Genomic DNA, 21,922 nt, shown 5'->3' on the forward strand with positions numbered 1-21,922 from the left:
ATCAGGCCGGAGCCGTCGGCGAGGTGCTCGATGGGCTCCCGGCCGCTGCCCCACGCGTGAACGCTTCCCTCGGGCAGGCGCAGGGAGACGACGGACAAGGGCTCGGTGCTCTCGGGGTCCGCGTACCAGGAAGGTTCGAAGGTCTCGAACCAGCCCGGCGGACGGGTCAGGTCCCCACCCGGTTGGCGGCCCAGTGCGAGTAGTACCGCTGCCAGGCGCCGTTCTCGACCACCACGTACTGCGCTCGTGCTCCCATGGCCGGCGAGGCCAGCGCCGCCGCGCGACGGACGACGGACGACGAACGAGTTTCGGGCGACCGGGTGGGCCGTACCCGGCGCGACTGTTTCATGGCCCACCCATGTAACCGTCCGGATGTCATATTTCCAGACATAACCCTCGTGAACAGAACCTCCGTGAAAGGCACGCCATGAAGATCGCAGTCATCGGCGGCACCGGGCTCATCGGGTCGCAGGTCGTCAGGAACCTGACCGCCGCCGGGCACGAGGCGGTACCGCACTCGAAGTCCACCGGTGTCGACGTCCTCAGCGGCCAGGGGGTGGACGAGGCGCTGGCCGGAGCCGACGTCGTCGTCAACCTGACGAACTCCCCGACCTTCGACGAGGCCTCCCCGGCCTTCTTCCAGACCTCGATGGACAACCTCGTGGCCGCGGCCCACCGGGGCGGCGTCGGCCACTTCGTCGTCCTCTCGATCGTCGGCGTGGACCAGGTGCCGGAAATGGCCTACTACCGGGCCAAGACGCTCCAGGAGCACATCCTCGCGACCGGACCGGTCCCCTACTCGATCGTCCGGGCGACGCAGTTCATGGAGTTCATGGACGACGTCATCTCCTGGGGCTCCGACGCCGACACCGTCCGGCTGCCCGCCACGCCCATCCAGCCCATCGCCGCCGCGGACGTGGCCGCGGCGGTGGCGGAGGTCGCCACGGGCGCCCCGCTCAACGGCATCCGTGACATCGCCGGACCCGACGTCTTCACCCTGGACGAGCTGGGCCGGTTCACCTTGTCCCGCAAGGGCGACAACCGCACCGTCGTCACCGACCCCACCGCCGGCCTGTTCGCCGTGGTCAAGGGCGACGTCCTCACCGACAAGGACGCCCATCTCGCCCCCACCCGCTACACCGACTGGCTCGCCTGATCAATCCGGCGCGGGGCGAACGCGATGGCCGCGCTCCGTGACGGTTCGGCCGTTCCGCCAGGCGACGGCCGGTCGTTCCGTCAGGCGTCGGCCGGTCGTCCCGCCTTCCCACTCAGCCCGCGTTGAGTTCCGTCAGCTCGGCGAGCGGGAGCGTGTGCTGGGTGTGCAGGACCTTCGCGCGCAGGTAGCGGACGTTGTGCGCGGTGCGGAAGACACCGGTCGGGACGCGGTCCCGGACGGTGACGCCGAGGCCCCGCAACTGCTCCGCCTTGTCGGGGTTGTTGGAGAGCAGGTCGAGGTCGGTGACGCCGAGGGCGGCCAGCATCTGGGCGGCGGCGGTGTAGTCGCGGCCGTCCTCGGGGAGGCCGAGGGCGGCGTTCGCCTCGTAGGTGTCGAGGCCCTGGTCCTGGAGGGCGTAGGCGTCGAGCTTGTTGTAGAGGCCGATGCCGCGCCCCTCCTGGCGCAGGTACAGCAGCACGCCACCGCGCTCCGCGATGCGCTCGACGGCCTCGCGCAGCTGGGGTCCGCAGTCGCAGCGGGCCGAGCCGAAGACGTCGCCGGTCAGGCACTCGGAGTGCAGCCGGACCAGCGGGAGGGTGCCGGGCGCGGGGTCGCCGAGGACGACGGCCACGTGTTCCTGGCCGTCGGTGAGGCCATGGAACGTGACGAGTTCGGCGTTGACGCTGTAGCCGTCGGTGAAGCGCAGCGGTACCCGGACGCGGGCGCGCTGGGTGGCGGCGGGGAAGTCGGGCATCGGGTTCTCCTGTGTCCGGGTGCAGGACGTTAGCGGCCTCTGCTTCAGATTTGAAGCAGATCCACCGCTGGAACCCTACCCATGTTTTAAATTTGAAGCAACAGGGTTTTACGGGAATATCCACGAGGCCCCACCGCGAGACCTGCCGGCAGGCCGAGGCCTTACGAGGGGCCGGAACAGGGCGACGACCGCCGCCGCCAGGGAACCTCGTCGGAGGTCGGCCGCGGGGTCGACGCGTCACCCTCCAGCGCCCGTGCGATCGCCGAGCTGATCTCCTCCAGCTGGTCCACCTGCTCCGGGGAGAGATGGTCGAACACCGCCGCCCGTACGGTCTCCACATGGCCCGGCGCCGCGCGCTCCAGCACCGCCATGCCCTCGTCGGTCAGGGCTGCGAAGCTGCTCCGCTTGTCCCACTTGCAGTCCTCGCGCCGGATCAGCCCGTCCTTCTCCAGCCGGGTCACCGCGTACGTCAGCCGACTCCGGGTGATCTTCGACTTCTCGGCGAGGTCGGTCATGCGCAGCTTGCGCTCCGGCGCCTCGGAGAGACTGACGAGGATGCCGTAGTACAGATGCGGCATGCCAGCGTCCTGCTGGAGCTGCCGGTCCATCGCATCGTCCAGGAGGTGTGTCGCCGAGATGTAGGCGCGCCAGGCGCTCTGCTCCTTCGGCGTCAGCCAGCGAGTCGTCATACAGCCAGTGTAGGTTTGTTTCAAAGTTTAACCAAGCCTGCCCGTCGCCCTCGGGAGTGAGCACGTCCGATGCCGTACCCCTACGTCCTGCTGTCCGCCGCCGTCTCCCTCGACGGCTATCTCGACGACACCGGCCCCGACCGCCTGCTGCTCTCGTCCCCGGCCGACTTCGACCGCGTCGACGAGGTGCGGGCCTCCGTCGACGCGATCCTGATCGGCGCCGGCACCATCCGCGCGGACAACCCGCGGCTGCTGGTCAACGATCCCGGACGGCGCGCGGCCCGGACCGCCGCGGGCAGGTCCGAGTACCCCCTCAAGGTCACGGTCACCGCGACCGGCGACCTCGACCCGGACGCGAAGTTCTGGCACACCGGCGGCGCGAAGGTCGTGTACACGACGGACCTGGGCGCGACGCGGATCCGCGGCCTCGGTATCGCCGCGGACGTCGTCTCCCTCGGCGCCGCCCTCGACTGGCCCGCGCTGCTGAGGGACCTGCACGAGGCGCGGTCGGTCGGGCGCCTGATGGTCGAGGGCGGCGGCACCGTCCACACCCAGCTCCTCCAGCAGGGCCTGGCCGACGAACTCCAGTTGGTCCTGGCCCCGCTCTTCGTCGGCGACCCGAAGGCGCCGCGGCTGTTCGGGCCGGGCGGGTACCAGGCCGGGCGGCTGCGGCTCCTGGAGAGCCGCCGGATCGGGGACGTCGTCCTGACGCGGTACGAACCCACCGCCCCCGGCGCGGGTGCGGTGGCGTCCGCCGCGGACCGGCACTGGCTGCGGCTCGCCTGCGAGCTGGCGGCCGACTGCCCGCCCTCCCGGACCGCCTTCAGCGTCGGCGCGGTGGTGGTCGCGGCCGACGGCACGGAACTGGCCCGTGGCCACTCCCGGGAGGCCGGCGACCCGGTCGTCCACGCGGAGGAGGCGGCCCTGGCCAAGATCTCCCCGGCCGACCCCCGGCTGGCCACGGCCACGGTCTACACCAGCCTCGAACCCTGCACCCACCGCGCCTCCCGGCCGCACCCCTGCGCCGAGCTGATCCTCCGGGCCGGGGTGCGGCGGGTGGTGACGGCGTGGCGCGAGCCGGACACCTTCGTCGAGGCGGCCGACGGGACGGGGATGCTGCGGGAGGCGGGGATGGCGGTGCTGGTGCTGGGCGCCTACGAGGAGCTGGCGAAAACCCCGAACGCGCACCTGCTGAGCTGACCTCCCCGCAACCCGTGTGACTCACGCTCTTCAAATGGCGTATGCTGGTTTCACCGACGCGGGGTGGAGCAGCTCGGTAGCTCGCTGGGCTCATAACCCAGAGGTCGCAGGTTCAAATCCTGTCCCCGCTACTGAAGGCCAGGGCCGGAATCCGAACAAGGATTCCGGCCCTGAGTCGTATACCGGGACGTATGTCGGACGTGTTCCTGCACGTGGTTCTCCACGTGTCCCTCATCACACCCGTCCGTACTCATCCGCCCGGTCCACACCACTCGCCCCTGCTCGCTCACAGCCGCAAATCTGGACGGGCGCATATTGGGCATATGAGACATATGGGGAGTCGTAGCGTGGGTTCTGGAGAGGCGCAGGAGGACGTGTCCGCAGCCGTCCGCACCCTGGCCCGCTTCCTGCCCGCCCTGCTGATCGCGGCCGGCGTCTTCTATGACGTCCGCACCCCGCCCGCCTTCACCGCGATCCCCTTCTTCACGGCCGCCCCGCTGATCGCCGCGCCCCTCTCCTCCCTCCGCACCACCGTCCTGACCGGCGTCGTGTCCTTCCTCGTCGCCTACGCCGTGCACGCCCGCTTCGGCTTGCTGCCCGGCGTGGACGGTGTCACCGAGATGGCGACGGTGGCCACCGTCGCCGTCCTCGCCGCCGGCATCAACCGGATCGTCCGCCTCGGTGACCAGCGCCTCGCCTCCGCCCGCCAGATCGCGGAGGCCTCCCAGCGGGCGGTGCTGCCCGAGCCCCCCGAGCGGATCGGTGGCCTCGAGATCGCCGCCCGCTACGAGGCGGCCCAGGAGGACGCCTTCATCGGCGGCGACCTGTACGCCGTCCAGGACACCCCGTACGGCGTGCGGCTGGTCGTCGGCGACGTCCGCGGCAAGGGCATGGGCGCGGTCGCCGCCGTAGCCGTGGTGATCGGCGCGTTCCGGGAGGCCGCCGAGCAGGAGGCCACGCTGGAGGCGGTGGCGGGGCGGCTGGAGCGGGCGCTGGCCCGCGAGGGTGTCCGGCGCGGCGGCGTCGACGCGTTCGAGGGATTCACCACCGCGGTGCTCGCCGAACTCCCGCACGGCGACGGCACGGTCCGGGTCGTCAACCGCGGCCATCCGCCGCCCCTGCTCTTGTACGGCGACGGCAGGGTGAGCCCGGTAGGAGTGCCCGAGGCCGCGCTGCCGCTGGGGCTGGGCGAGTTGGGGGTCTGGCCGGACCGGGCCGCCGAGCACGCGTTCCCGAGTGGGGCCACGCTGCTGCTGCACACCGACGGGCTCTCCGAGGCGCGGGACGCGCACGGCCGGTTCTACGACCTCGAGCGGCGGCTGACCGGCCGGGTCGTCACCGCCCCCGGCCCGCTGCTGGCCCGGCTCGCGGCCGAGGTGCGCCGGCACACCGGCGGCGGCATGACGGACGACATGGCGCTGCTCGCCGTACGGCGGCTCTGAGCGCGGTCACCGGGCCGTACTGGGGATTGTCACCCACAGTGCACGGATGGCCGCCCTCCGCATAACGTCTGAGTCACCATCAAAACGCGTGTGACTCCTGAGCCGAACAGAACGCATGGTCAACTCGACCGTTTTTGGTCGTTCGTGGCAGGTAAGTCCACGCTTTGAAAGCATAATGATCAAGGCGAACAGCTTGGAATCTGATAGCTGGGTCTATTAACGTTCGATAACGCAGCGCGGTCGTCCCAGCCGTCACCCGCGACGGCTCCGTGCGCACGCGCCGAATCCCGCAAGGGAACCGGGGAACCACCACCTTGGGGTGAATCGCACGGCTGCCGTCGGCAGAAATCGGCCGGTATACGCGCGTAGGAGACCTTCCCGCTCCGAACCCGTCAGCTAACCCGGTAGGCGGCGGAAGGAAAGGAGCGCGCCCGCGTGGCGTCCAACCGGCCTGCCCCGACAGCCCCGTTCGTGCCCAGCCAGCGTCAACCCGAGACCTACGGCTACGGCGGCTACCGCACCGACGAGGGCCCCTGGGAGGAGTGGAACCCCACCGAGGAGTCCCTCGCCCCGGTACGCGGCCGGCACCGGGTCGCCAAGCAGCGCGGCGGCGGGCTCGCCCGCAGCTCCACGGTCCTCGGCGTCGGCGTCATCGCCGCCGTCGGCGCGGGCGGCATGGCCAGCGCCAACACCGGCAAGCCGCCGGTCTCCATCTCGCTGCCCGACCTGCCGTCCTCCGTCGACTCCCTGCTCGGCGAGGGTGGCGGCCACCACGCCACCCAGACCGCCCTCAGCAGCGTCACCAAGACGACCACCGCCACCGACGCGGACTCCTCCTCCGACGCCGGTGAGGCGCTGCGCAGCCGGATCATCGCCCAGGCCGAGCAGCAGCAGACCCAGCTCGACGTCAAGGCCACCGCCAAGGCCGTGGCCGCCGCCGACAAGGCGGTCTCCGACGCGGAGGCCAAGGCGGAGAAGGCGGCGGCCGCCAAGGCTGCCGACGCCAAGGAGCAGGCGCAGGCCACCGAGAAGGCGCGGGCCGAGCAGAAGCGGCTCGCCGCGCTGGCCAAGCAGTACACGCTGCCGGTCGTCTCTTACACGATCACCGGCACCTTCGGGCAGGCCGGCTCCATGTGGGCCTCCGGCTACCACACCGGCCTCGACTTCGCGGCGCCCACCGGCACGCTGATCAAGGCCGTGCACAGCGGCACCGTCACGGAGGCCGGCTGGGCCGGCTCGTACGGCTACCGCACGATCATCACCCTGGACGACGGCACCGAGCTGTGGTTCTGCCACCAGTCCTCGATCGGCGTCAAGGTCGGCCAGAAGGTCGCCACCGGTGACGTCATCGGCCGGGTGGGCGCCACCGGCAACGTCACCGGCCCGCACCTCCACCTGGAGGTCCACCCGAACGGCCAGGCCACCGGCATCGACCCGATGACCTGGCTGCACGGCAAGGGCCTCAACCCCTGACGGACCCCACTGATCCCCGGCGGCCCTGACGACAACCCCCCGACGTCAGGGCTGCCGGTTCGGTGTACCCGGAGGCCGGCCAGGGCCTTCCGCTTTTACGAGAACTTCGCGTTGCGGCGGCATCGGTCCGCAGGCGGCCGATGTTGAACTGAGGCATGACCCCTTCTTCCGTTTCTCCCGCTTCCCGCTCTCTCCGCAAGCTCGGCGCCTCCGACCTGGAGGTCTTCCCGCTCTGCCTCGGCGGCAACGTCTTCGGCTGGACCGCCGACGAGGCCGCCTCCTTCGCCGTCCTGGACGCGTACACGGCGGCGGGCGGCAACTTCGTGGACACGGCCGACTCGTACTCGGCCTGGATCGAGGGCCACAAGGGCGGCGAGTCCGAGACCGTCATCGGCAAGTGGGTCGAGGCGCGCGGCAACCGCGAGGACGTCGTGATCGCGACGAAGGTCAGCCAGCACCCCGACTACCCGGGTCTGTCGGGCGCCAACATCAAGGCCGCCGCCGACGCGTCCCTGCGCCGCCTGGGCACCGACTACATCGACCTGTACTACACGCACTTCGACAAGCCCGAGATCCCGGTCGAGGAGATCATCGGCGCGCTGGACGAACTGGTGCGGGCGGGCAAGGTCCGGCACATCGCCGCGTCCAACATCACCGCCGAGCGGCTCCAGGAGTCCCTGGACTTCTCCGACCGCGAGGGTCTCGCCCGGTACGTCGCCCTCCAGCCCCACTACAACCTGGTCTCCCGCGACACCTACGAGGGCCCCCTCCAAGAGCTGGCCTCCCGCACCGGCCTCGCGGCGGTCCCGTACTTCTCCCTGGCCGCCGGCTTCCTCACCGGCAAGTACCGCCCCGGCACGACGGTCGACAGCCCCCGCGCGGGCCGCGCCGCCCAGTACCTGGAGACCGAGCGGGGCCAGAAGGTGCTGACGGCCCTCGACGAGATCGCCGAGGCCCACTCCGCCCCGGTCCCCACGGTCGCCCTGGCCTGGCTGGCGGCCCAGCCCACCGTCACGGCCCCCATCGCCTCGGCCCGCGCGGTGGCACAGCTCCCGGCGCTGCTGGGGGTGGCGGACCTGGAGCTGACGGAGCAGGAACTGACACAGCTGACGGCGGCTTCCGCCTGACGCTCACTTTCCTTCCGCGGTTTCCCGCGGCGCCCGCGCTCGGCCCGCGCGGCTTCCGCGGCTTCCCGCGGCAACCGCGCGCGGCCTCTTCCGGCGGTGCCGAGCCCTCCGGGGCCCTGGGGTACCGGGGGCCTGCACTAGCTCCGGTACGGGTTGTAGGACGGATACGGCACCGCAGCCGCGTGCCATCCCGGGGCCCCGTACGCCGGCGGCGGGGATACCGGCCAGCTTTTCGGTGCGGCCGTGCGGGCCGCGTAGCCCAGGGCGGGGCGGACCAGCTCGCGTCGGCTCCACAGTTCCGTCAGCAGCTCCCGCTCCCGCACCACGAAGTCGGCGCCGGCCCGTCCCCGCCGTCCCCGGCGGCGCAGCAGGGCGAGCGTCGTCGCGTACGCCTCGTACTCGGCGACCGCGCGCCCCGCCGGCTTGCCGAAGTGGTACGCGGCGTACTCCCGGGCCATCTGCCGCGCCCGCATCGAGCCGAGCACGAACGGCTCGGACGCGCCCAGCCACCCGGCGTACACATACGCCGGCAGCTCCTCCCGCACGGTCCGCAGCTCCCGCTGCCGGGTCCAGACCGCCAGCCAGGTCAGCAGCCCGAACGCCGGCACCATGAACATGCCGTACACGGCGAAGAACCCGTACCGCCCGAACGTCGACGAGCCGTTCCAGAACGCGTGCATGCTCATCGCGAGCAGCAGCCCGGCGACCGGCACGAGCACGCGGCGCACCCGCTGCCCTTCCCCGGAGAACGCGGAGATGCCGAACCCGATGCCGGTGAGGACGGTGAACAGGGGGTGCGCGAAGGGGGACATGACGATACGCACGAAGAACGTCGCGGCCGTGACGGAGGCGATGCCGGTGCCGCCGGTCAGCCGGTCGGTCCCGAAGGCCGTACCGAGGTAGAGGATGTTCTCGGTGAACGCGAAGCCGGTGGCGGTGACCCCGGCTATCACCACCCCGTCGACGATCCCGGTGAAGTCCCGTCTGCGGAACAGGAAGACCAGGAGCACGGCCGCGCCCTTGGCGGACTCCTCGACGATCGGCGCTATCACGGTCGCCCCGAGCGTGTCCGCGCTGCTCGGGTCCGCGGTCGCCGTCGCTATCCAGCGGGTCGCGAAACTGTTGGCGACGATCGCTATCAGCGCGGCCGCACACGCCCCCCAGGCGAACGCGAACAGCAGGTTCCGCCAGGGCCCGGGCTGGACCCGGTCCAGCCAGCGGAACGCGGCTATCAGCAGCGGCACGGGCAGCACCGCGAGACCGAGCCCGACGAGGAAGCCCTCCGTGCCCGTCTGCTCCCGCACCAGCGCGAGGATGACCAGGCCGGACAGGGCGAGCAGGGTGCTCAGCGCCCCGTACCGCACCCAGCGCCGCTGCCACCAGCGAGGATGCCGCAGCCCGGCGCCGGTGGGGTCCGGAGGGTACGACGGATACGGCGGGTACGGCGGCGGGGAGGTGGCCACGGCATCGACCCTAACGAGGTGACTCCAGTCGGTGCTGATCGCCCTGCTGCACCGGATGCTGTACGCGACGGAAGAGCAGATCGTTCACCACATGTCCCTTGTCCAGCCCCTGCCCCTCGAAACGGGTCAGCGGCCGGTACGGGGGACGCGCCGCGAAACCGCCCTCGGCCTGGGTGTTCTCGAACGCCGGGTGCGCGTCGAGCACTTCGAGCATCTGCTCGGCGTACGGCTCCCAGTCCGTCGCGCAGTGCACGATCGCCCCCGGCCTGAGCCGGGTCGCGGCGAGGTCGAGGAACTCGGGCTGGATCAGCCGCCGCTTGTGGTGCCGCTTCTTGGGCCAGGGGTCCGGGAAGTACACCCGCAGCCCGTCCAGCGAGTCGGGCGTGAGCATCTCCCGGAGCAGGATGATCGCGTCCCCGTTGCCGACCCGGATGTGGGAGAGCCCGTTCTGGTCGGCGAGGTTGAGCAGGTTCCCCTGTCCCGGCGTGTGCACGTCGACGGCGAGGATGTTGGTGCCCGGGTCCCCGGCGGCCATCTGCGCGGTCGCCTCACCCATCCCGAACCCGATCTCCAGGACGACGGGATCGGCGTTGCCGAACAGCGCGCCGAGATCGATGACGTGCTGCCCGTCGATGTCCAGGCCCCACTTGGGCCACAGCCGCTGCAGGGCGTCCGCCTGCCCGGCGGTCACCCGGCTCCGCCGTGGCTGGAAGCTGCGGATCCGCCGCTCGAAGTGCGACCCGGCCGGATCGGCACTGGGCCCGTCCGGGAACCGCGGCTCCCCCTTGGTCCGGGTATGCCGGGCGGACACACCGGGAGCGGGCGGGGAGCCGGCGCCGGGGACGGTCTCGGCGGGCCGGGGGGTCTCTTGGGCATTGAGCGAGTCAGACACAGTGGAGTCGATTTTACGGCCCGCGCGAGACGGGGCGGCCGGGGTCCCGACAGGGTCACGGCGTGCGGGACGGGGTGGCCGGGTCGGGCCCGGGTGACAGCGAGCGGGACGGGGGTGGTCGGGTGCCGCCTGGGTCACGGCGTGCGAGACGGATGGCCGGGTCCCGCCAGGGTCACGGCGTGCGAGACGGATGGCTGGGTCCCGCCTGGGTCACAGCGAGTCCAGCATCTGCAGTGCCCGGCGCGCCACCTCCCGCCCGATCGGCAGCGAGGCCGTCGCCGCGGGCGAGGGCGCGTTCAGCACGTGCACCGTCCGTGGGCCCTCCTTGATCAGGAAGTCGTCGACCAGCGAGCCGTCGCGCAGGACGGCCTGCGCCCGCACCCCGGCCGCCGCGGGCACCAGGTCCGCATCGGTCACGGCCGGCAGCAGCCGCCGTACGGCCGCCGTGAACGCCCGCTTCGAGACCGACCGCCGCAGCTCCCCGCCCCCGTACCGCCAGTGCCGCCGGGCCAGCGCCCACGTCCCCGGCCAGGCCAGCGTCCCCGCTGCCTCCCGGGGCCGTACGACACCCCAGCCATACCCCTCCCGGGCCAGCGCCGGCACCGCGTTGGGCCCGATGTGCACGCCTCCGTCGATGCCCCGGGTCAGATGCACCCCGAGGAACGGGAACGCCGGATCCGGCACCGGGTACACCAGCCCCCGCACCAGCTCCCGCCGCGCCAGCTCGTAGTACTCCCCGCGGAACGGCACGATCCGCATCCCCGGCTCGTCACCGGCCAGCCGGGCGATCTCGTCGCAGTACAGCCCGGCGCAGTTCACCAGCACACGCCCGCGCACGACGTCTCCGCGCGAGGTGAGCACGGCCACGCCCCGCTCCGGCCGCCGGTCGATCCGCTCCACCCGGCCCCCGTACCTGATCTCCGCCCCCGAGGCCTCGCCGAGCTGTCGGGCGACCCCCACGAAGTCGCAGACACCGGTCGTCCCGACGTGTATGGCGGCCAGGCCTCGCACCTCGGGTTCGTACTCCGCGATCTGGGCGGCCCCCAGCTCCCGCACCGGTATCCCGTTCTCCCGGCCGCGCTGCACGAGCGCGTGCAGCCGGGGCAGCTCCGCCCGCTCGGTGGCGACGATCAGTTTGCCGGTGACGGCGTGCGCGATGCCGTACTCCGCGCAGAACTTGACCATCTCGGCGGCGCCCTTGACGGCGTACCGTGCCTTCAGCGATCCGGGCCGGTAGTAGATCCCGCTGTGGATGACCCCGCTGTTCCGCCCGGTCTGATGCCGTGCGGCCCCGGCTTCCTTCTCCAGCACGGTGACCCGGGTACCGGGCGCGGCCCGGCTGATCGCAAACGCCGTGGACAGCCCGACGATCCCACCCCCGACGACGAGCACATCACAGTCATAAGCAACCCCGGCAGACACCTGCACCACCTCCCACGCTCGATAGTGCACTGCGCCACTGACAGCGACTTCAAACGCGGGGCCGGGGAAGCGTCCCTTCAGGGCAGGGGGCCGCCTTCGACACACGGCTACGGACCCGCGCCCCGGCAGGGGCGCGGGGAACCGCGCGACAAGCCCCCACCGGCCCGCGGATCCCCCTGGCCTCAGCCGCCGACCGCCGCGCGTCCCGCACACGCCACGGGACGTCAGCCCGGCAGACGCTCAGGCGCCTCTCACGCCGGCGCCATCAGCAACGGCCGCGCCCGCTCTCGCAGCTCCGCCACCCTCGGCTCGTCCCCGTACGGCTCCAGCCGGTGCAGCAGATCCTTCACGTACTCGGTCGTCCGCGCCGACGAGATCCGCCCGGCCACCTCCACGGCCCGCACGCCCTGCTCGCACGCCGCGTCGAGGTTCCCGGACTCCAGTTCGGCGACGGCGGAGACGACCAGCCGCAGCCCGTGCGACCGCACGAACTCCTCCGTCGGCTTCGACAGCGCCTGCTCCGTGAACCGTCGCACCTGGCGCGGCGCCTTCAGGTCCCGGTAGCACTCGGCGGCATCGGCGGCGAACCGGTCGTATCCGTAGAAGCCGAGCCAGGAGGGATCGTTGTCCCCCTCCCGCGCCCGCTCCAGCCACCCCTCCGCGGCCTTCAGCGCGGCCCCCGCGGCCTGAGCGTCACCGGCACGCGCGTGTGCCCGTGCCTCGACCAGCCGGAAGAAGCTCATGGTCCGCGCGGTGGCCAGGCCCCGGTTGCGCTCGACGGCCGCCTGCGCGAGGTCGACGCCCTCGTCGCCGAACCCGCGGTACGTCGCCTGCAACGACATCGATGCCAGGACATACCCGCCGAGCGGCACGTCGGCCGCCGCGCGGGCGAGCCGCAGTGCCTGGATGTAGTACCGCTGCGCGGCCTCCTGCTGTCCCGTGTCGAAGGCCATCCACCCGGCGAGCCGCGTCAGTTCGGCGCTTGCCCCGAACAGCGCCCGCCCGACCTCGTCGGAGTACGCGCCGAGCAGCAGCGGTGCCGCCTCCACTCGTAAGCACTCCGGCACCATCGACGAACGCCAGTCGCCGCCCCCGTACTTGGAGTCCCAGCGCCTGGCGTCCTCGGCCGCCTCCCGCAGCTTCTGGACGTCGCTGTGGCCGACTTTGAGCGGTGCGCCGGAGGCCTCGGCGGTGTTCGCCTCGCGCGCGACCGAACTGTCGGCGGGGGTTATCAGCCAGCGCGAGGCGGGCGTTGCGTACGCGCTTACTGCGAACGAACCGGCCAGCGACTGCCAGATGCCGCCGGAACCGGCCCGGCGGCCGGCCAGGTCGAGCCGGTACAGCTCGGTGGCCGAGCGCACCGCCAGTCCGACGTCCCTGGGGAAGGCGAGACCCACTTCGGGCGCGGGATCCGCGTCCGCCAGGCCGATCTCGTGGAGCGGCACCGGGCGGCCGAGCTTCTGGCCGATCGCGGCTGCGATGAGATGCGGCGCGGCGCCCTGCGGCACCATGCCCTTCGACACCCAGCGCGCCACCGACGTCTTGTCGTAGCGAAGAGTCAACCCGCGTTGAGCGCCAAGATCGTTGACGCGTCGCGCGAGTCCTGCGTTGCTGATTCCCGCGAGGGCGAGAACGGTGCCGAGTTTTTCGTTCGGCCCGCGTTGCTCCCTGGACATGCGCCACCCCTCGACACAGACGGCTGCCGCGGTGGCATAACCACGCGGCATTCGTAAACCCAGCGTAGTTCGCCGCATCCCAAGCGTTAAGGGGCATTGTTCCGGATGGCGGGATTGTGGTCCGTACGCGAGTGCGGCCCATATACGCACCGTGCACGGCCTGTCGCGTCGTGCCCCCGCCGTGTGGCCGTGCGCCCGTCCGTGCGCTCTTCTCCGGCCATCGGGGGAGCGGTTCCATGGTCGGTGCGTGGGTCGGCCCGCTGTACTGGATCCAGTGGGCTGGGGGACACCGCCACCTCAATCCCCGCGGGTGGCGGACCGGTCCGGGAGGCGATGCCCGCCTCCCGGACTGTGCGCGTTCGAGTACGCACGCGTGCGGTGCGCAAAGCATGTACGGAGCGTGCGCACCGCCGCGTCGACCTCGCCGAATTGGCCGAAAATCGCCCCCTCCATTTGCGGGCGATCAACGCTCCTACCACGGGAATTGAGGGCGCGAAGGGCGTTCGGGGGGAGCGTACAGGGGGCGCATTCGCGTCGCAGTCTCCTTGTGCCGTACGGCGGTCGGCTTCCCCCCGCGGCTCTGCCGCGACTCTTCCCCGGCACGCGCGCGTGGGCCGGTCCCACGGCAACTCCGTGAAATCTTCCGGGGATCAAAGGCGGCCCCACCGGCCCTCCGGAGCGCGTCCTTCATGGCAGCATGGGGATCCAGTTCGTACCGTGCATGGTTGTCCACAGCCTGTGGAGGCGTCGATGCGGTGGTTGGTGGGATGGAGCAGCACCGCCTCCGGTGCCGCCACGCTCGGCTCCGCCGGCGCCCTGGGACACGACGGCGAGACCGTCCACCCCGTCGGCTCCCAGCTGCTGTGGGGCGACCCGGACCCGCTCTGGGCGGTCGGCGACTGGCGCCCCGACGAGGTGCGCGTCATCAAGGCCGACGCCCAGAACCGCATCGCCATCCTCGGCACCTGCGGCGCCACCGACGAGGAGCTGCGCCTCGGCCTCTTCACGGCGCGCGGGGGCGCACTTCGGCATCTGACCGCCTGGCCCGGCAGCTACACCGCCGTCGTCCAGGTCGGCCGCCGGATCACCGTCTGCGGCGACCTCGCGGGCGCCCGCCCGGTCTTCCACACCCCCTGGGCAGGCGGTACGGCCTACGCCACGGCCGCGCTGCCGCTCGCCGACCTGATCGAGGCCAACCTCGACTACGGCCACCTCGCCGCACTCCTGGCCGCCCCCGAGGTACCGGCCGCGGTGCACGACTCGACCCCGTACGAGGGCGTACGGCGCATTCCGCCGGGGCATGCGCTGATCCTGCGCACCGGGGCGCGCGAGGTCGCCGGGTACGAGCAGGTCGCCTCGCTCGCGGTCGCGGCCCCCTCCGCCGACCCCGACCGTGCGGTGGACGCCGTACGGGACGCGCTCGTAGAAGCCGTACGCGCGCGGCTGTCGGCCCCCCGGCACGTCCCGGACATCGACCCCGGTCCGGTGCCCGGGATGGGCCCCGCCGCACGGCGTGCGGCGCGCGGGATGCCGGTGCCGGGCATCGGCGCCGACCTGTCCGGCGGACCGGCCTCCGGCACCCTCGCCCTGCTGGCCGCCGGGCTGCCCGGCATGCCCGGCACGGTCCTGGGCCACGGCACGGGCGCCGGCGAGCGCCTCCTCGCGGTCACCTTCAACGACCTCGCCGTCGGCGGCCGGGAGGCGGAACTCGAACGCGCGGGAACCCTGGCGGCCAACCCGCGGCTGCACCACGTGGTGGTCACCGGAGGCGAGGACATGCTCCCGTACGCCGACCTGGAGGGCCCCCTGACCGACGAACCGGGCCCGTCCCTCGTGCACGCCGCCAGACACCGCGCCCGCCTCGCCGCCGGCAGCGCCGACCACTTCACCGGCTACGGCGCCCGCCAGGTGCTGGACGCCCACCCCGCGCGCCTCGCCGACCTGTTGATGGACCGCAAGCGCCGGCACCTGGTCCGCCCGGTCGCCGCGCTCGCCAAGGCCGACGGCTCGGTGATGGTCTCCGCGCGCGTGTACAGCGCGGCGCGCCGGCTCGCGCGTACGCCGTACCGCGCGGGCGTCGAGTCCCTCGCCGAGCGCCTCCTGCGGCGCCGCTTCGACGAACCCGGAGGCGCGGTGGGCGCGTCCCTCGCGGCGCTCAGCTGGGCGAGACCCGGCCCGGCGGCGCGCTGGCTGACAGGGGAGGCACTGGCTGAAGTATCGGTTCTGCTCCAGGGGGCGGCGAACCGCTCCGGCGTCGGCCCCGGGCAGCGTCCCGGCGACTACCGCGCGCGTGCCGTCCTCGCCCGCCACGCGGCCGACATCCGGATCCTGGAGCAGGCCGCCGAGATCCGCTCCCAGCGCCTGCACGCCCCCTTCCTCGACAACCAGGTGGTCCGCGCCTGCCGCGACCTCCCCGAGGCGCTGCGCGTGCGGCCGGGGGCCCGCGCCGCCATCCTCCGCACGGTCCTGGAGGGCGCCGGCGTCGCCGATCTCCCGCCGGGCTGGGGCGCCCCCTCGCACGCCTCCTCCGCGGCGGCCACCCGCACGGGGCTGCGCGTGGCGGCCGACGATCTGATCGCCCTCTTCTCGACGCCGCTGCTGGCGCAGGCGGGCCTGGTGGAGGCCCGGGTGGTCCGCAAGGCGGTGCGCGGGGCGGCGGCGGGCGAACCCCTGCCGCTGGACGGCCTGGCCGACCTGGTCTCCCTGGAACTGTGGCTCCGCCGCCTGCTGTCCCGCCGGGGCACGTGCTGGACGGGAACGCCGGCACGCGCCCGTGCGGTCCCTGCGGGGATCAGGCCGATGAGGGGGGCGTTGGCGTCGGGAGCGTGACCCTCCGGGAGTCCGCCGTTGCGCTGCCGGCCGGTAGCGGAGTGCGGGTCGGTGGGGGCTTGTCGCGCAGTTCCCCGCGCCCCTTACGGGGCGCTGCCCAGCCGCGTCCTACTCGGCTGCGGGCGATCGTGCCGCAGGGCGGCACGGGTGGGCGCAGCGGCAACCTGCAAGCGCCGGTAAGTGAAACCCCCCGCCTCCGGCCCCGACCCCGGGCAACCCCTCAGGCCACCCGGCCCCGACCCTGGGCAATCCCTCAGGCCACCCGGCCCCGACCCCGGGCAACCCCTCAGGCAACGGCTCCAGCTCCCACCATGGGCCCCCAGCCGACGGCTCCGGCGCCCGGCCTCCGAAACCCCCGTGCCCGATCCTCGCGAACCCGGCGACAATGACCCGGTGCGGTACCGGATTCTGGGTGTGACCCAGGCGACTGACGACCAGGGCATCGCCATACCCATCGGCGGCCCCCGCCTGCGCGCGCTGCTCACCGTCCTCGCCCTCCACCCCCACCGCACCCTCACCCCGGAAACCCTCATCGAGGAAGTCTGGGCGGCGGACGACGATCCGCCGCAGGACGCCCCGGCCGCCCTGCAGGCCCTCGTCGGCCGGCTCCGTCGTGCCCTCGGCAAGGACACCGTCGCCTCCACCACCGGCGGCTACCGCCTGGCCGCCGCCGAGCACGACATCGACCTGCACGTCTTCGAACGCCAGGTACGCGAAGGCGCGGCCGCCCTCGCCGCCGCCGACCCGGCGACCGCCCACCGCGTCCTCACCGAGGCCCTCGCCCTGTGGCGCGGCCCCGCCCTCGCCGACCTCCCCGACCGTGCGACGGCCGCCGCCCGTCCCGAGGCGCTCCGGCTGGAGGCCACCCGCACCCGCGCCGACGCCGCCCTCCGCCTCGGCCGCGCCTCCGACGCCGTACCGGAGCTGACCGCGCTGACCACGGCGCACCCGTACGACGAACCGCTGCACGCCCTCCTCATCCGCGCCCTGCGCGACACCGGCCGCCCGGCGGACGCCCTCGCCGCGTACGAGACCGCCCGCCGCACCCTCGCCGAAGGCCTCGGCACCGACCCCGGTCCGGAACTCCAGGCCCTGCACGCGTCGTTGCTGAGACAGGAGCCGACCCCGCCGGGCGCGCCCCCGCCCCGCACCGGCAACCTGCGTCCACGGCTTACCTCCTTCGTGGGCCGGGAACCCGAACTCGACGCGGTTCGTTCCGAATTGCACAGGGCCCGTCTCGTCACCCTCACCGGACCGGGCGGCTCCGGGAAGACCCGTCTCGCCGAGGAGGCCGCCGCCGGGCTCCCGCAGGCATGGCTCGTCGAGCTCGCCCCGCTCGACCGGCCGGAGGCGGTGCCAGGCGCGGTGGTCAGCGCGCTCGGTCTGCGCGAGACCGTGCTCATGACCAACGAGCTGGCGACCCCGCAGGCCGACCCCACGGCCCTGCTCGTCGAGTACTGCGCGCGGCGCAGCCAACTCCTGATCCTTGACAACTGCGAACATGTCATCGAAGCGGCGGCCGCTCTCGCCGAGACCCTGCTCACCCACTGCCCGGGGCTCACGATCCTCGCCACCAGCCGTGAACCCCTCGGCGTCCCCGGTGAGTCGGTGCGCCCGGTCGAGCCCCTCGCCCCCGAGCAGGCGCACCGGCTCTTCGAGGAGCGCGCCGCCACCGTCCGCCCCGGCGCCCGTGGCGCGCCGGGCGAGCGGACCGCGGTCGACGAGATCTGCCGCCGTCTGGACGGACTGCCGCTCGCCATCGAGCTCGCGGCGGCCCGGCTGCGGCTGCTGACACCGCGGCAGATCGCCGACCGGCTCGACGACCGCTTCCGCCTGCTCACCTCCGGCAGCCGCACCCTCCTGCCCCGCCAGCAGACCCTGCGCGCGGTCGTCGACTGGTCCTGGGATTTGCTCGACGAGGGGGAGCGCACGGTCCTGCGCGAGGTGTCCGTCTTCGCCGGCGGCTGGGACCTCGCGGCGGCGGAGGCCGTGTGCACCGGCCCCGTCGCCGACCTCGTCGGCGCGCTCGTCGACAAGTCCCTCATCGTCGCCACCCCGCACGGCCCGGACGGCACCGGCGGCATGCGCTACCGCATGCTGGAGACCATCCACGAGTACGCCGTCGAGCGGGCCGCCGAGGTCCCGGGGCTGCGCGCGGCGGCCGAGCGGCGGCACGGCGCCTGGGTGCGGGCGCTGGTGGAGGAGGCGGCGCCGAAGCTGCGGTCCGGCGAACAGCTGCCGTGGATCCGCCGCCTGGAGACCGACCTCGACAACATCCGCGCCGCCCTCGACCGCGCGGTGCGCGCGGGCGACGAGGCGCTGGCCGGCCGGATCGTCCTCGCCGTCAGCTGGTTCTGGTGGTTGCGGAACTACCGCCTGGAGGCCATGTCCTGGATGGGCGCGGTACTGCGCCTGGGCGTCGCCCGGGACGCCCTGCCGGACGGCGCGGGCCCGGAGGAACTGCGCGCGCTGGCCGACGCGGCGGACCCGGTGGGCGCGCTGCTGGCCGCTCCGGGCGCCGGCACCGGGCACCCGCTGTACGAGCTGCGCATGGACCTGCGGCTGTTCGACCTGCTCCTGGCCTCCGAGTCCCCCTCGGCCGGCCTGGTGACGGACGAGCGGGCCCCGAAGTACATCGCGCTGGTCCGGGCCGCCTTCGAGGCGGGCGGTCCCCGGGCCGCCCGGCTGCCGGGCATCATCTGGCCGCTGACCGCCTGGTTCCTGGGCAGCTCGGTGGACGTCGGCCCCGACATGGACGCCGTCGTCGCCAACTGCCGCGTGTACGGCGGCGACTGGGAGACGGGCGTCACCCTGATGTACCGCACCCACGTCATGGTCGACTCGCCCGGCAACCTGCGGGGCGTCGACGAGGACCTGGCGGAGCTGCGGATCCTCAGCCGGCGGGTCGGGGACCGCTGGATGCGGGCGCAGGTGTGCAGCGCGGCCGGCGAGGCGGCCATGGCACGCGGCCGGTACCCGGAGGCGGAGACCGAGTACGAGGAGGCGCTGCGCCTGGCCCACGAGGTCGGCGCGTACGCCGAGACGCCGTTCCTGATCGCGCGGCTCGCCGAGATCGCCTACCGCTCCGGCGACCGGGCGGCCGCCCGGGCCGCCCTGGACCGGGCGAGCGAGGCCTCCGACCGGTACGGGGTGGCGGAGTCGCAGGCGTTCGTGGCGCTGCTGCGGGCGCACATGGCCCAGCACGAGGGAGACCTGGCCCAGGCGCGCGAGTTCTGCGAGGCCGCCCGCGCGGCGACACGGGGCGGCACCCCGCCGCCGCAGTTCATGGCGGGGTTCCGCGCGGTCGAGGCCCTGATCACGGCGATGGAGCAGGGCCCGCGGCAGGGGCTGCCGATCCTGGCAGGTGGGCTGCGCGAGGCGATGGAGGCCCGGTGCGCCGAGGTGATCACGGCGGCGCTGGCGGACGTCGGCGCCGACCTGCTGGCCCGGCTCGGCGATCTGGCGGGCGCGGTACGGCTGTTCGCCGCCGCCGACCACTGGCGGGCCGGCGGCGTCCGCCCCGAGCCGGGGCGCACCCTCGCCGCGGAGATCGACGCGGCCGCGCGCGCGGCGCTGCCCCCTGAGCGCTACGCGGCCGAGCGCTCACGCGGTGCGTCCCTCACCGAGGAGGACGTCCTGCGCGAACTGGGCGGGACACCCACGGGCGCCGCTACTGGCAGGTGAACGTCGAATCGGCCCAGTCGGCGAGCGCCACCGAGTCGAAGCCGGTCCCCGGTTCGACCACCAGCCGCACGGTCCGGTGCCCGGCCAGGTTCACATGGACGGGCACGGCGGCCTGCCCGCCCTCGACCGTCCCGGACCGCCACAGCCGCTCGCCGTCCGCGTAGACGGAGAAGGCGACCTTGCCGAGGCCGAGCGTCATGTCGTCGACGCCGGCCATCGCGTCGAAGGCGGTGCACTCGCGGTTGAGGTCGATGGTGACGGAGGACCAGCCGTGCACGGTGACGCCGTTCGCGTACTGCTCGCCGGCGACGGTCACCCCGTACCGCTGCCACACCCAGCTGCTCTCGCCGAGCCGCATCTCGGGCCGGGTGCCGTCACCGGTGATGTCGTAGCGCAGCTCGCTCCACCGGTAGACGACCGGGGCGGGCGGCGGAGTGGGTGTCGGGGTGGGGGTGGGCGTGGGCTTCGGGGCCGGCGTGGGTGTCGGCTTCGGCTCGGGGCTCGGGGTGGGCTTCGGCGTCGGGGTCGGGCTCGGGGTGGGCGTCGGGGTCGGCTCGGGGGCGAGGACGACCGGCTCCGGACGCGGCCCCCGCTTCGGTGGCGTGGGGGCCGGTGTGGGTGTCGCGGGCTCGACGGCCGGCGCGGAGGGGGTGGGGCGGGCCACCTCCTTGGCCGGGTGGTTGTCGTTCACCAGGGCGAGGGCCAGCGCGGCGGCGGCCACCGCGATCACGCCGGCCGCGATACCGGCCTTCACCGGTGCCCCCAGCCCCTCCGAGGCCGCGGCACCACCGGCACCGCCGCCCGCCCCGCCGGACGAACCGCTCGCCGCGGCGGCCGCGCCCGCGGCCCCCACTCCGGCACCGCCCGCGATGATCCCGAGCGCCTTGGCGTATCCGGCGGCCCCGAACCAGCCGATGACCGCGACCGGTACGACGGCCGGGATACCGGCGGCGACCTCCTCGATCTGGGCGGCGGCCAGCCGGCACTTGGCGCACTCCTCCAGATGTTTGCGCAGCCCCCGCTCCGCACGGATCCGCAGCTTGCGGCGGGCGTAGCTGCCGAGCTGGTCGGCGTAGCGGGCGCACTCCTCGTCGTCGATGAGGGAGGCGCTCACATGGGCCTGGAGGTAGGCCTGCTTCAGCCCTTCACGGGCCCGGCTGGCCAGGACGCGGGTGCCGTTGGCGTCCAGCCCGAACAGGGTGGCCACCTCGCTCGGCGACTCGTCCTCGACCTCGGTGTGCCACAGCACGGCCTGCCAGCGCTCGGGCAGCGAACGGAAGGCCTGCATCGCCATCGACTGCTCGGCCTCGTGCATCGCCCGCACATCGGCGCCGAGGTCCGACCCCGCTCCGAAGGAGCCGACGGACGCGGTGTCGTCGGCGGTCTCGGAGCCGCGCGCGGACTGCGCCGCGAACAGCGCGAAGTCGTCGACCAGTTGCTCACGCCGGGCCGACTTGATCCACTGCGCGGCGACCCGCCGTACGGAGGTGAGCAGATAGGCGCGCACGGCGTACTCGGGCCCGGCACCGCCGCGTACCGCCTGCAGCATCCGGGCGAAGACCTCGGCGGTCAGGTCGTCCGCGGTGTGCCCGTCCCGGCAGCAGGTCCGCGCATAGCGCCGTACCGCGTCCGCGTGCCGCCGGTACAGCTCCTCGTAGGCCGAGTCGTCGCCGCCCCGCATCCGCTCGATCAACTGGGTGTCGGCGGGCGGCTGTTCCCGGGACGGTGGCAGCACACTGCCGCTCCGCTGTGCCGGAACGTTCCCTTCCGGCGGTTCGCCGACGGGCGGTACACCGGCCCGCCCGCCCTGACTGGGCACCTGCGGTGAGGTCAGTTCCTCACCGGCGGACTCGTCCCACCCGTCAACGCTCATCGTGGAACGCCCCCGATGCCTGCCCAACCCGACCGAATCACCGGGTCAGACTGCCACATTGGCTTTTGTTCAGCCCCCGGAGCGACGGACGTACCACCCGTCCGAGCGCACTTGCCGGCGCGGTGCGCTGACGACCACCCGGAAGGGGAAGCACCAACAGGCGGGTGGTGACCGCGGCACGGACCGCGGCCTTCGCCCACGCCTCGGCCACCGGAGTCGGCGCGGGCGACGAACTCCAGGCA

General features: G+C 73.3%; 15 protein-coding genes, 1 tRNA gene and 1 riboswitch. Of the genes, 8 read left to right on the forward strand and 8 right to left on the reverse strand.

All coding sequences use genetic code 11. The annotated features are described in order from the left end of the window. Positions 1–427: 427 nt before the first annotated feature. The gene (locus tag ABZ642_RS12300) at positions 428–1,156 is read left to right on the forward strand and encodes an NAD(P)H-binding protein (protein WP_360481217.1); all 729 of its coding nucleotides are present in this window, start codon (positions 428–430) and stop codon (positions 1,154–1,156) included. Positions 1,157–1,268: 112 nt separating this feature from the next. On the opposite strand, the gene ribA is transcribed toward ABZ642_RS12300, so the two are convergent. Together ribA and ABZ642_RS12310 are read right to left on the reverse strand one after the other, a co-directional pair. Beyond that, positions 1,269–1,910 (reverse strand): GTP cyclohydrolase II, encoded by a 642-nt coding sequence (gene ribA / locus ABZ642_RS12305; RefSeq protein ID WP_360481220.1) that lies wholly within the window; start codon positions 1,908–1,910, stop codon positions 1,269–1,271. Between the two features lie 161 nt (positions 1,911–2,071). Then, positions 2,072–2,599 (reverse strand): MarR family transcriptional regulator, encoded by a 528-nt coding sequence (locus tag ABZ642_RS12310; protein WP_360481223.1) that lies wholly within the window; start codon positions 2,597–2,599, stop codon positions 2,072–2,074. Between the two features lie 69 nt (positions 2,600–2,668). On the opposite strand from ABZ642_RS12310, the gene ABZ642_RS12315 reads away from it, so the two are divergent. The 5 genes from ABZ642_RS12315 (at position 2,669) to ABZ642_RS12335 (ending at position 7,841) form a co-directional block, all read left to right on the forward strand. Further along, entirely contained in the window at positions 2,669–3,799 is a 1,131-nt protein-coding gene (locus ABZ642_RS12315; protein ID WP_360481226.1) for a dihydrofolate reductase family protein, read from the forward strand. 57 nt (positions 3,800–3,856) lie between these two features. Further along, a tRNA-Met gene (locus ABZ642_RS12320) sits at positions 3,857–3,930 on the forward strand. Positions 3,931–4,146: 216 nt separating this feature from the next. Continuing rightward, positions 4,147–5,241: a PP2C family protein-serine/threonine phosphatase gene (locus ABZ642_RS12325; RefSeq protein WP_360481229.1), complete on the forward strand. Its 1,095-nt coding sequence runs from the start codon at positions 4,147–4,149 to the stop codon at positions 5,239–5,241. A gap of 268 nt (positions 5,242–5,509) precedes the next feature. After that, positions 5,510–5,667: riboswitch (cyclic di-AMP (ydaO/yuaA leader) on the forward strand. A 9-nt stretch (positions 5,668–5,676) separates the two neighbouring features. Beyond that, positions 5,677–6,714 (forward strand): M23 family metallopeptidase, encoded by a 1,038-nt coding sequence (locus ABZ642_RS12330; protein WP_360481232.1) that lies wholly within the window; start codon positions 5,677–5,679, stop codon positions 6,712–6,714. 155 nt (positions 6,715–6,869) lie between these two features. Next, positions 6,870–7,841 (forward strand): aldo/keto reductase, encoded by a 972-nt coding sequence (locus tag ABZ642_RS12335; protein WP_360481235.1) that lies wholly within the window; start codon positions 6,870–6,872, stop codon positions 7,839–7,841. A gap of 137 nt (positions 7,842–7,978) precedes the next feature. Here the strand turns inward: ABZ642_RS12335 and ABZ642_RS12340 are convergent, their stop codons facing one another. The 4 genes from ABZ642_RS12340 to ABZ642_RS12355 all read right to left on the reverse strand — a co-directional run bounded on the left by ABZ642_RS12340 (position 7,979) and on the right by ABZ642_RS12355 (position 13,294). Next, entirely contained in the window at positions 7,979–9,304 is a 1,326-nt protein-coding gene (locus tag ABZ642_RS12340) for a PrsW family intramembrane metalloprotease (protein WP_360481238.1), read from the reverse strand. A gap of 10 nt (positions 9,305–9,314) precedes the next feature. Further along, positions 9,315–10,196: a tRNA (guanosine(46)-N7)-methyltransferase TrmB gene (gene trmB / locus ABZ642_RS12345; protein WP_360481241.1), complete on the reverse strand. Its 882-nt coding sequence runs from the start codon at positions 10,194–10,196 to the stop codon at positions 9,315–9,317. A 210-nt stretch (positions 10,197–10,406) separates the two neighbouring features. After that, the gene (gene lhgO, locus ABZ642_RS12350; RefSeq protein WP_360481244.1) at positions 10,407–11,627 is read right to left on the reverse strand and encodes an L-2-hydroxyglutarate oxidase; all 1,221 of its coding nucleotides are present in this window, start codon (positions 11,625–11,627) and stop codon (positions 10,407–10,409) included. A gap of 242 nt (positions 11,628–11,869) precedes the next feature. After that, complete coding sequence (locus ABZ642_RS12355; RefSeq protein ID WP_360481247.1) at positions 11,870–13,294, reverse strand: MFS transporter; 1,425 nt, start codon at positions 13,292–13,294, stop codon at positions 11,870–11,872. Between the two features lie 750 nt (positions 13,295–14,044). Here ABZ642_RS12355 and ABZ642_RS12360 point away from each other — a divergent pair. Together ABZ642_RS12360 and ABZ642_RS12365 are read left to right on the forward strand one after the other, a co-directional pair. Continuing rightward, complete coding sequence (locus ABZ642_RS12360) at positions 14,045–16,123, forward strand: asparagine synthase-related protein (protein ID WP_360481250.1); 2,079 nt, start codon at positions 14,045–14,047, stop codon at positions 16,121–16,123. Positions 16,124–16,537: 414 nt separating this feature from the next. Beyond that, positions 16,538–19,807, forward strand: a complete 3,270-nt coding sequence (locus ABZ642_RS12365) for a BTAD domain-containing putative transcriptional regulator (protein WP_360481253.1) — start codon at positions 16,538–16,540, stop codon at positions 19,805–19,807. On the opposite strand, the gene ABZ642_RS12370 is transcribed toward ABZ642_RS12365, so the two are convergent. Continuing rightward, positions 19,794–21,680: a sigma-70 family RNA polymerase sigma factor gene (locus ABZ642_RS12370; protein ID WP_360481257.1), complete on the reverse strand. Its 1,887-nt coding sequence runs from the start codon at positions 21,678–21,680 to the stop codon at positions 19,794–19,796. The two genes, ABZ642_RS12365 and ABZ642_RS12370, sit on opposite strands and share 14 nt — an antisense overlap. 37 nt (positions 21,681–21,717) lie before the next feature. Beyond that, on the reverse strand, positions 21,718–21,922 hold a 205-nt coding region (locus ABZ642_RS12375), incomplete at its 5' end, for a hypothetical protein (protein ID WP_360481260.1).

Source organism: Streptomyces sp. NPDC007157 (genome assembly GCF_040634235.1).
Taxonomy (GTDB): Bacteria; Actinomycetota; Actinomycetes; order Streptomycetales; family Streptomycetaceae; genus Streptomyces.

Excerpts from the sequence above, each read along its gene's own strand:
- ribA (WP_360481220.1), bottom strand. The coding sequence starts at position 1,910 with ATGCCCGACTTCCCCGCCGCCACCCAGCGCGCCCGCGTCCGGGTACCG.
- ABZ642_RS12310 (WP_360481223.1), bottom strand. The coding sequence starts at position 2,599 with ATGACGACTCGCTGGCTGACGCCGAAGGAGCAGAGCGCCTGGCGCGCC.
- ABZ642_RS12370 (WP_360481257.1), bottom strand. The coding sequence starts at position 21,680 with ATGAGCGTTGACGGGTGGGACGAGTCCGCCGGTGAGGAACTGACCTCA.
- ABZ642_RS12315 (WP_360481226.1), top strand. The coding sequence starts at position 2,669 with ATGCCGTACCCCTACGTCCTGCTGTCCGCCGCCGTCTCCCTCGACGGC.
- ABZ642_RS12360 (WP_360481250.1), top strand. The coding sequence starts at position 14,045 with ATGCGGTGGTTGGTGGGATGGAGCAGCACCGCCTCCGGTGCCGCCACG.
- ABZ642_RS12300 (WP_360481217.1), top strand. The coding sequence starts at position 428 with ATGAAGATCGCAGTCATCGGCGGCACCGGGCTCATCGGGTCGCAGGTC.
- ABZ642_RS12355 (WP_360481247.1), bottom strand. The coding sequence starts at position 13,294 with ATGTCCAGGGAGCAACGCGGGCCGAACGAAAAACTCGGCACCGTTCTC.
- ABZ642_RS12335 (WP_360481235.1), top strand. The coding sequence starts at position 6,870 with ATGACCCCTTCTTCCGTTTCTCCCGCTTCCCGCTCTCTCCGCAAGCTC.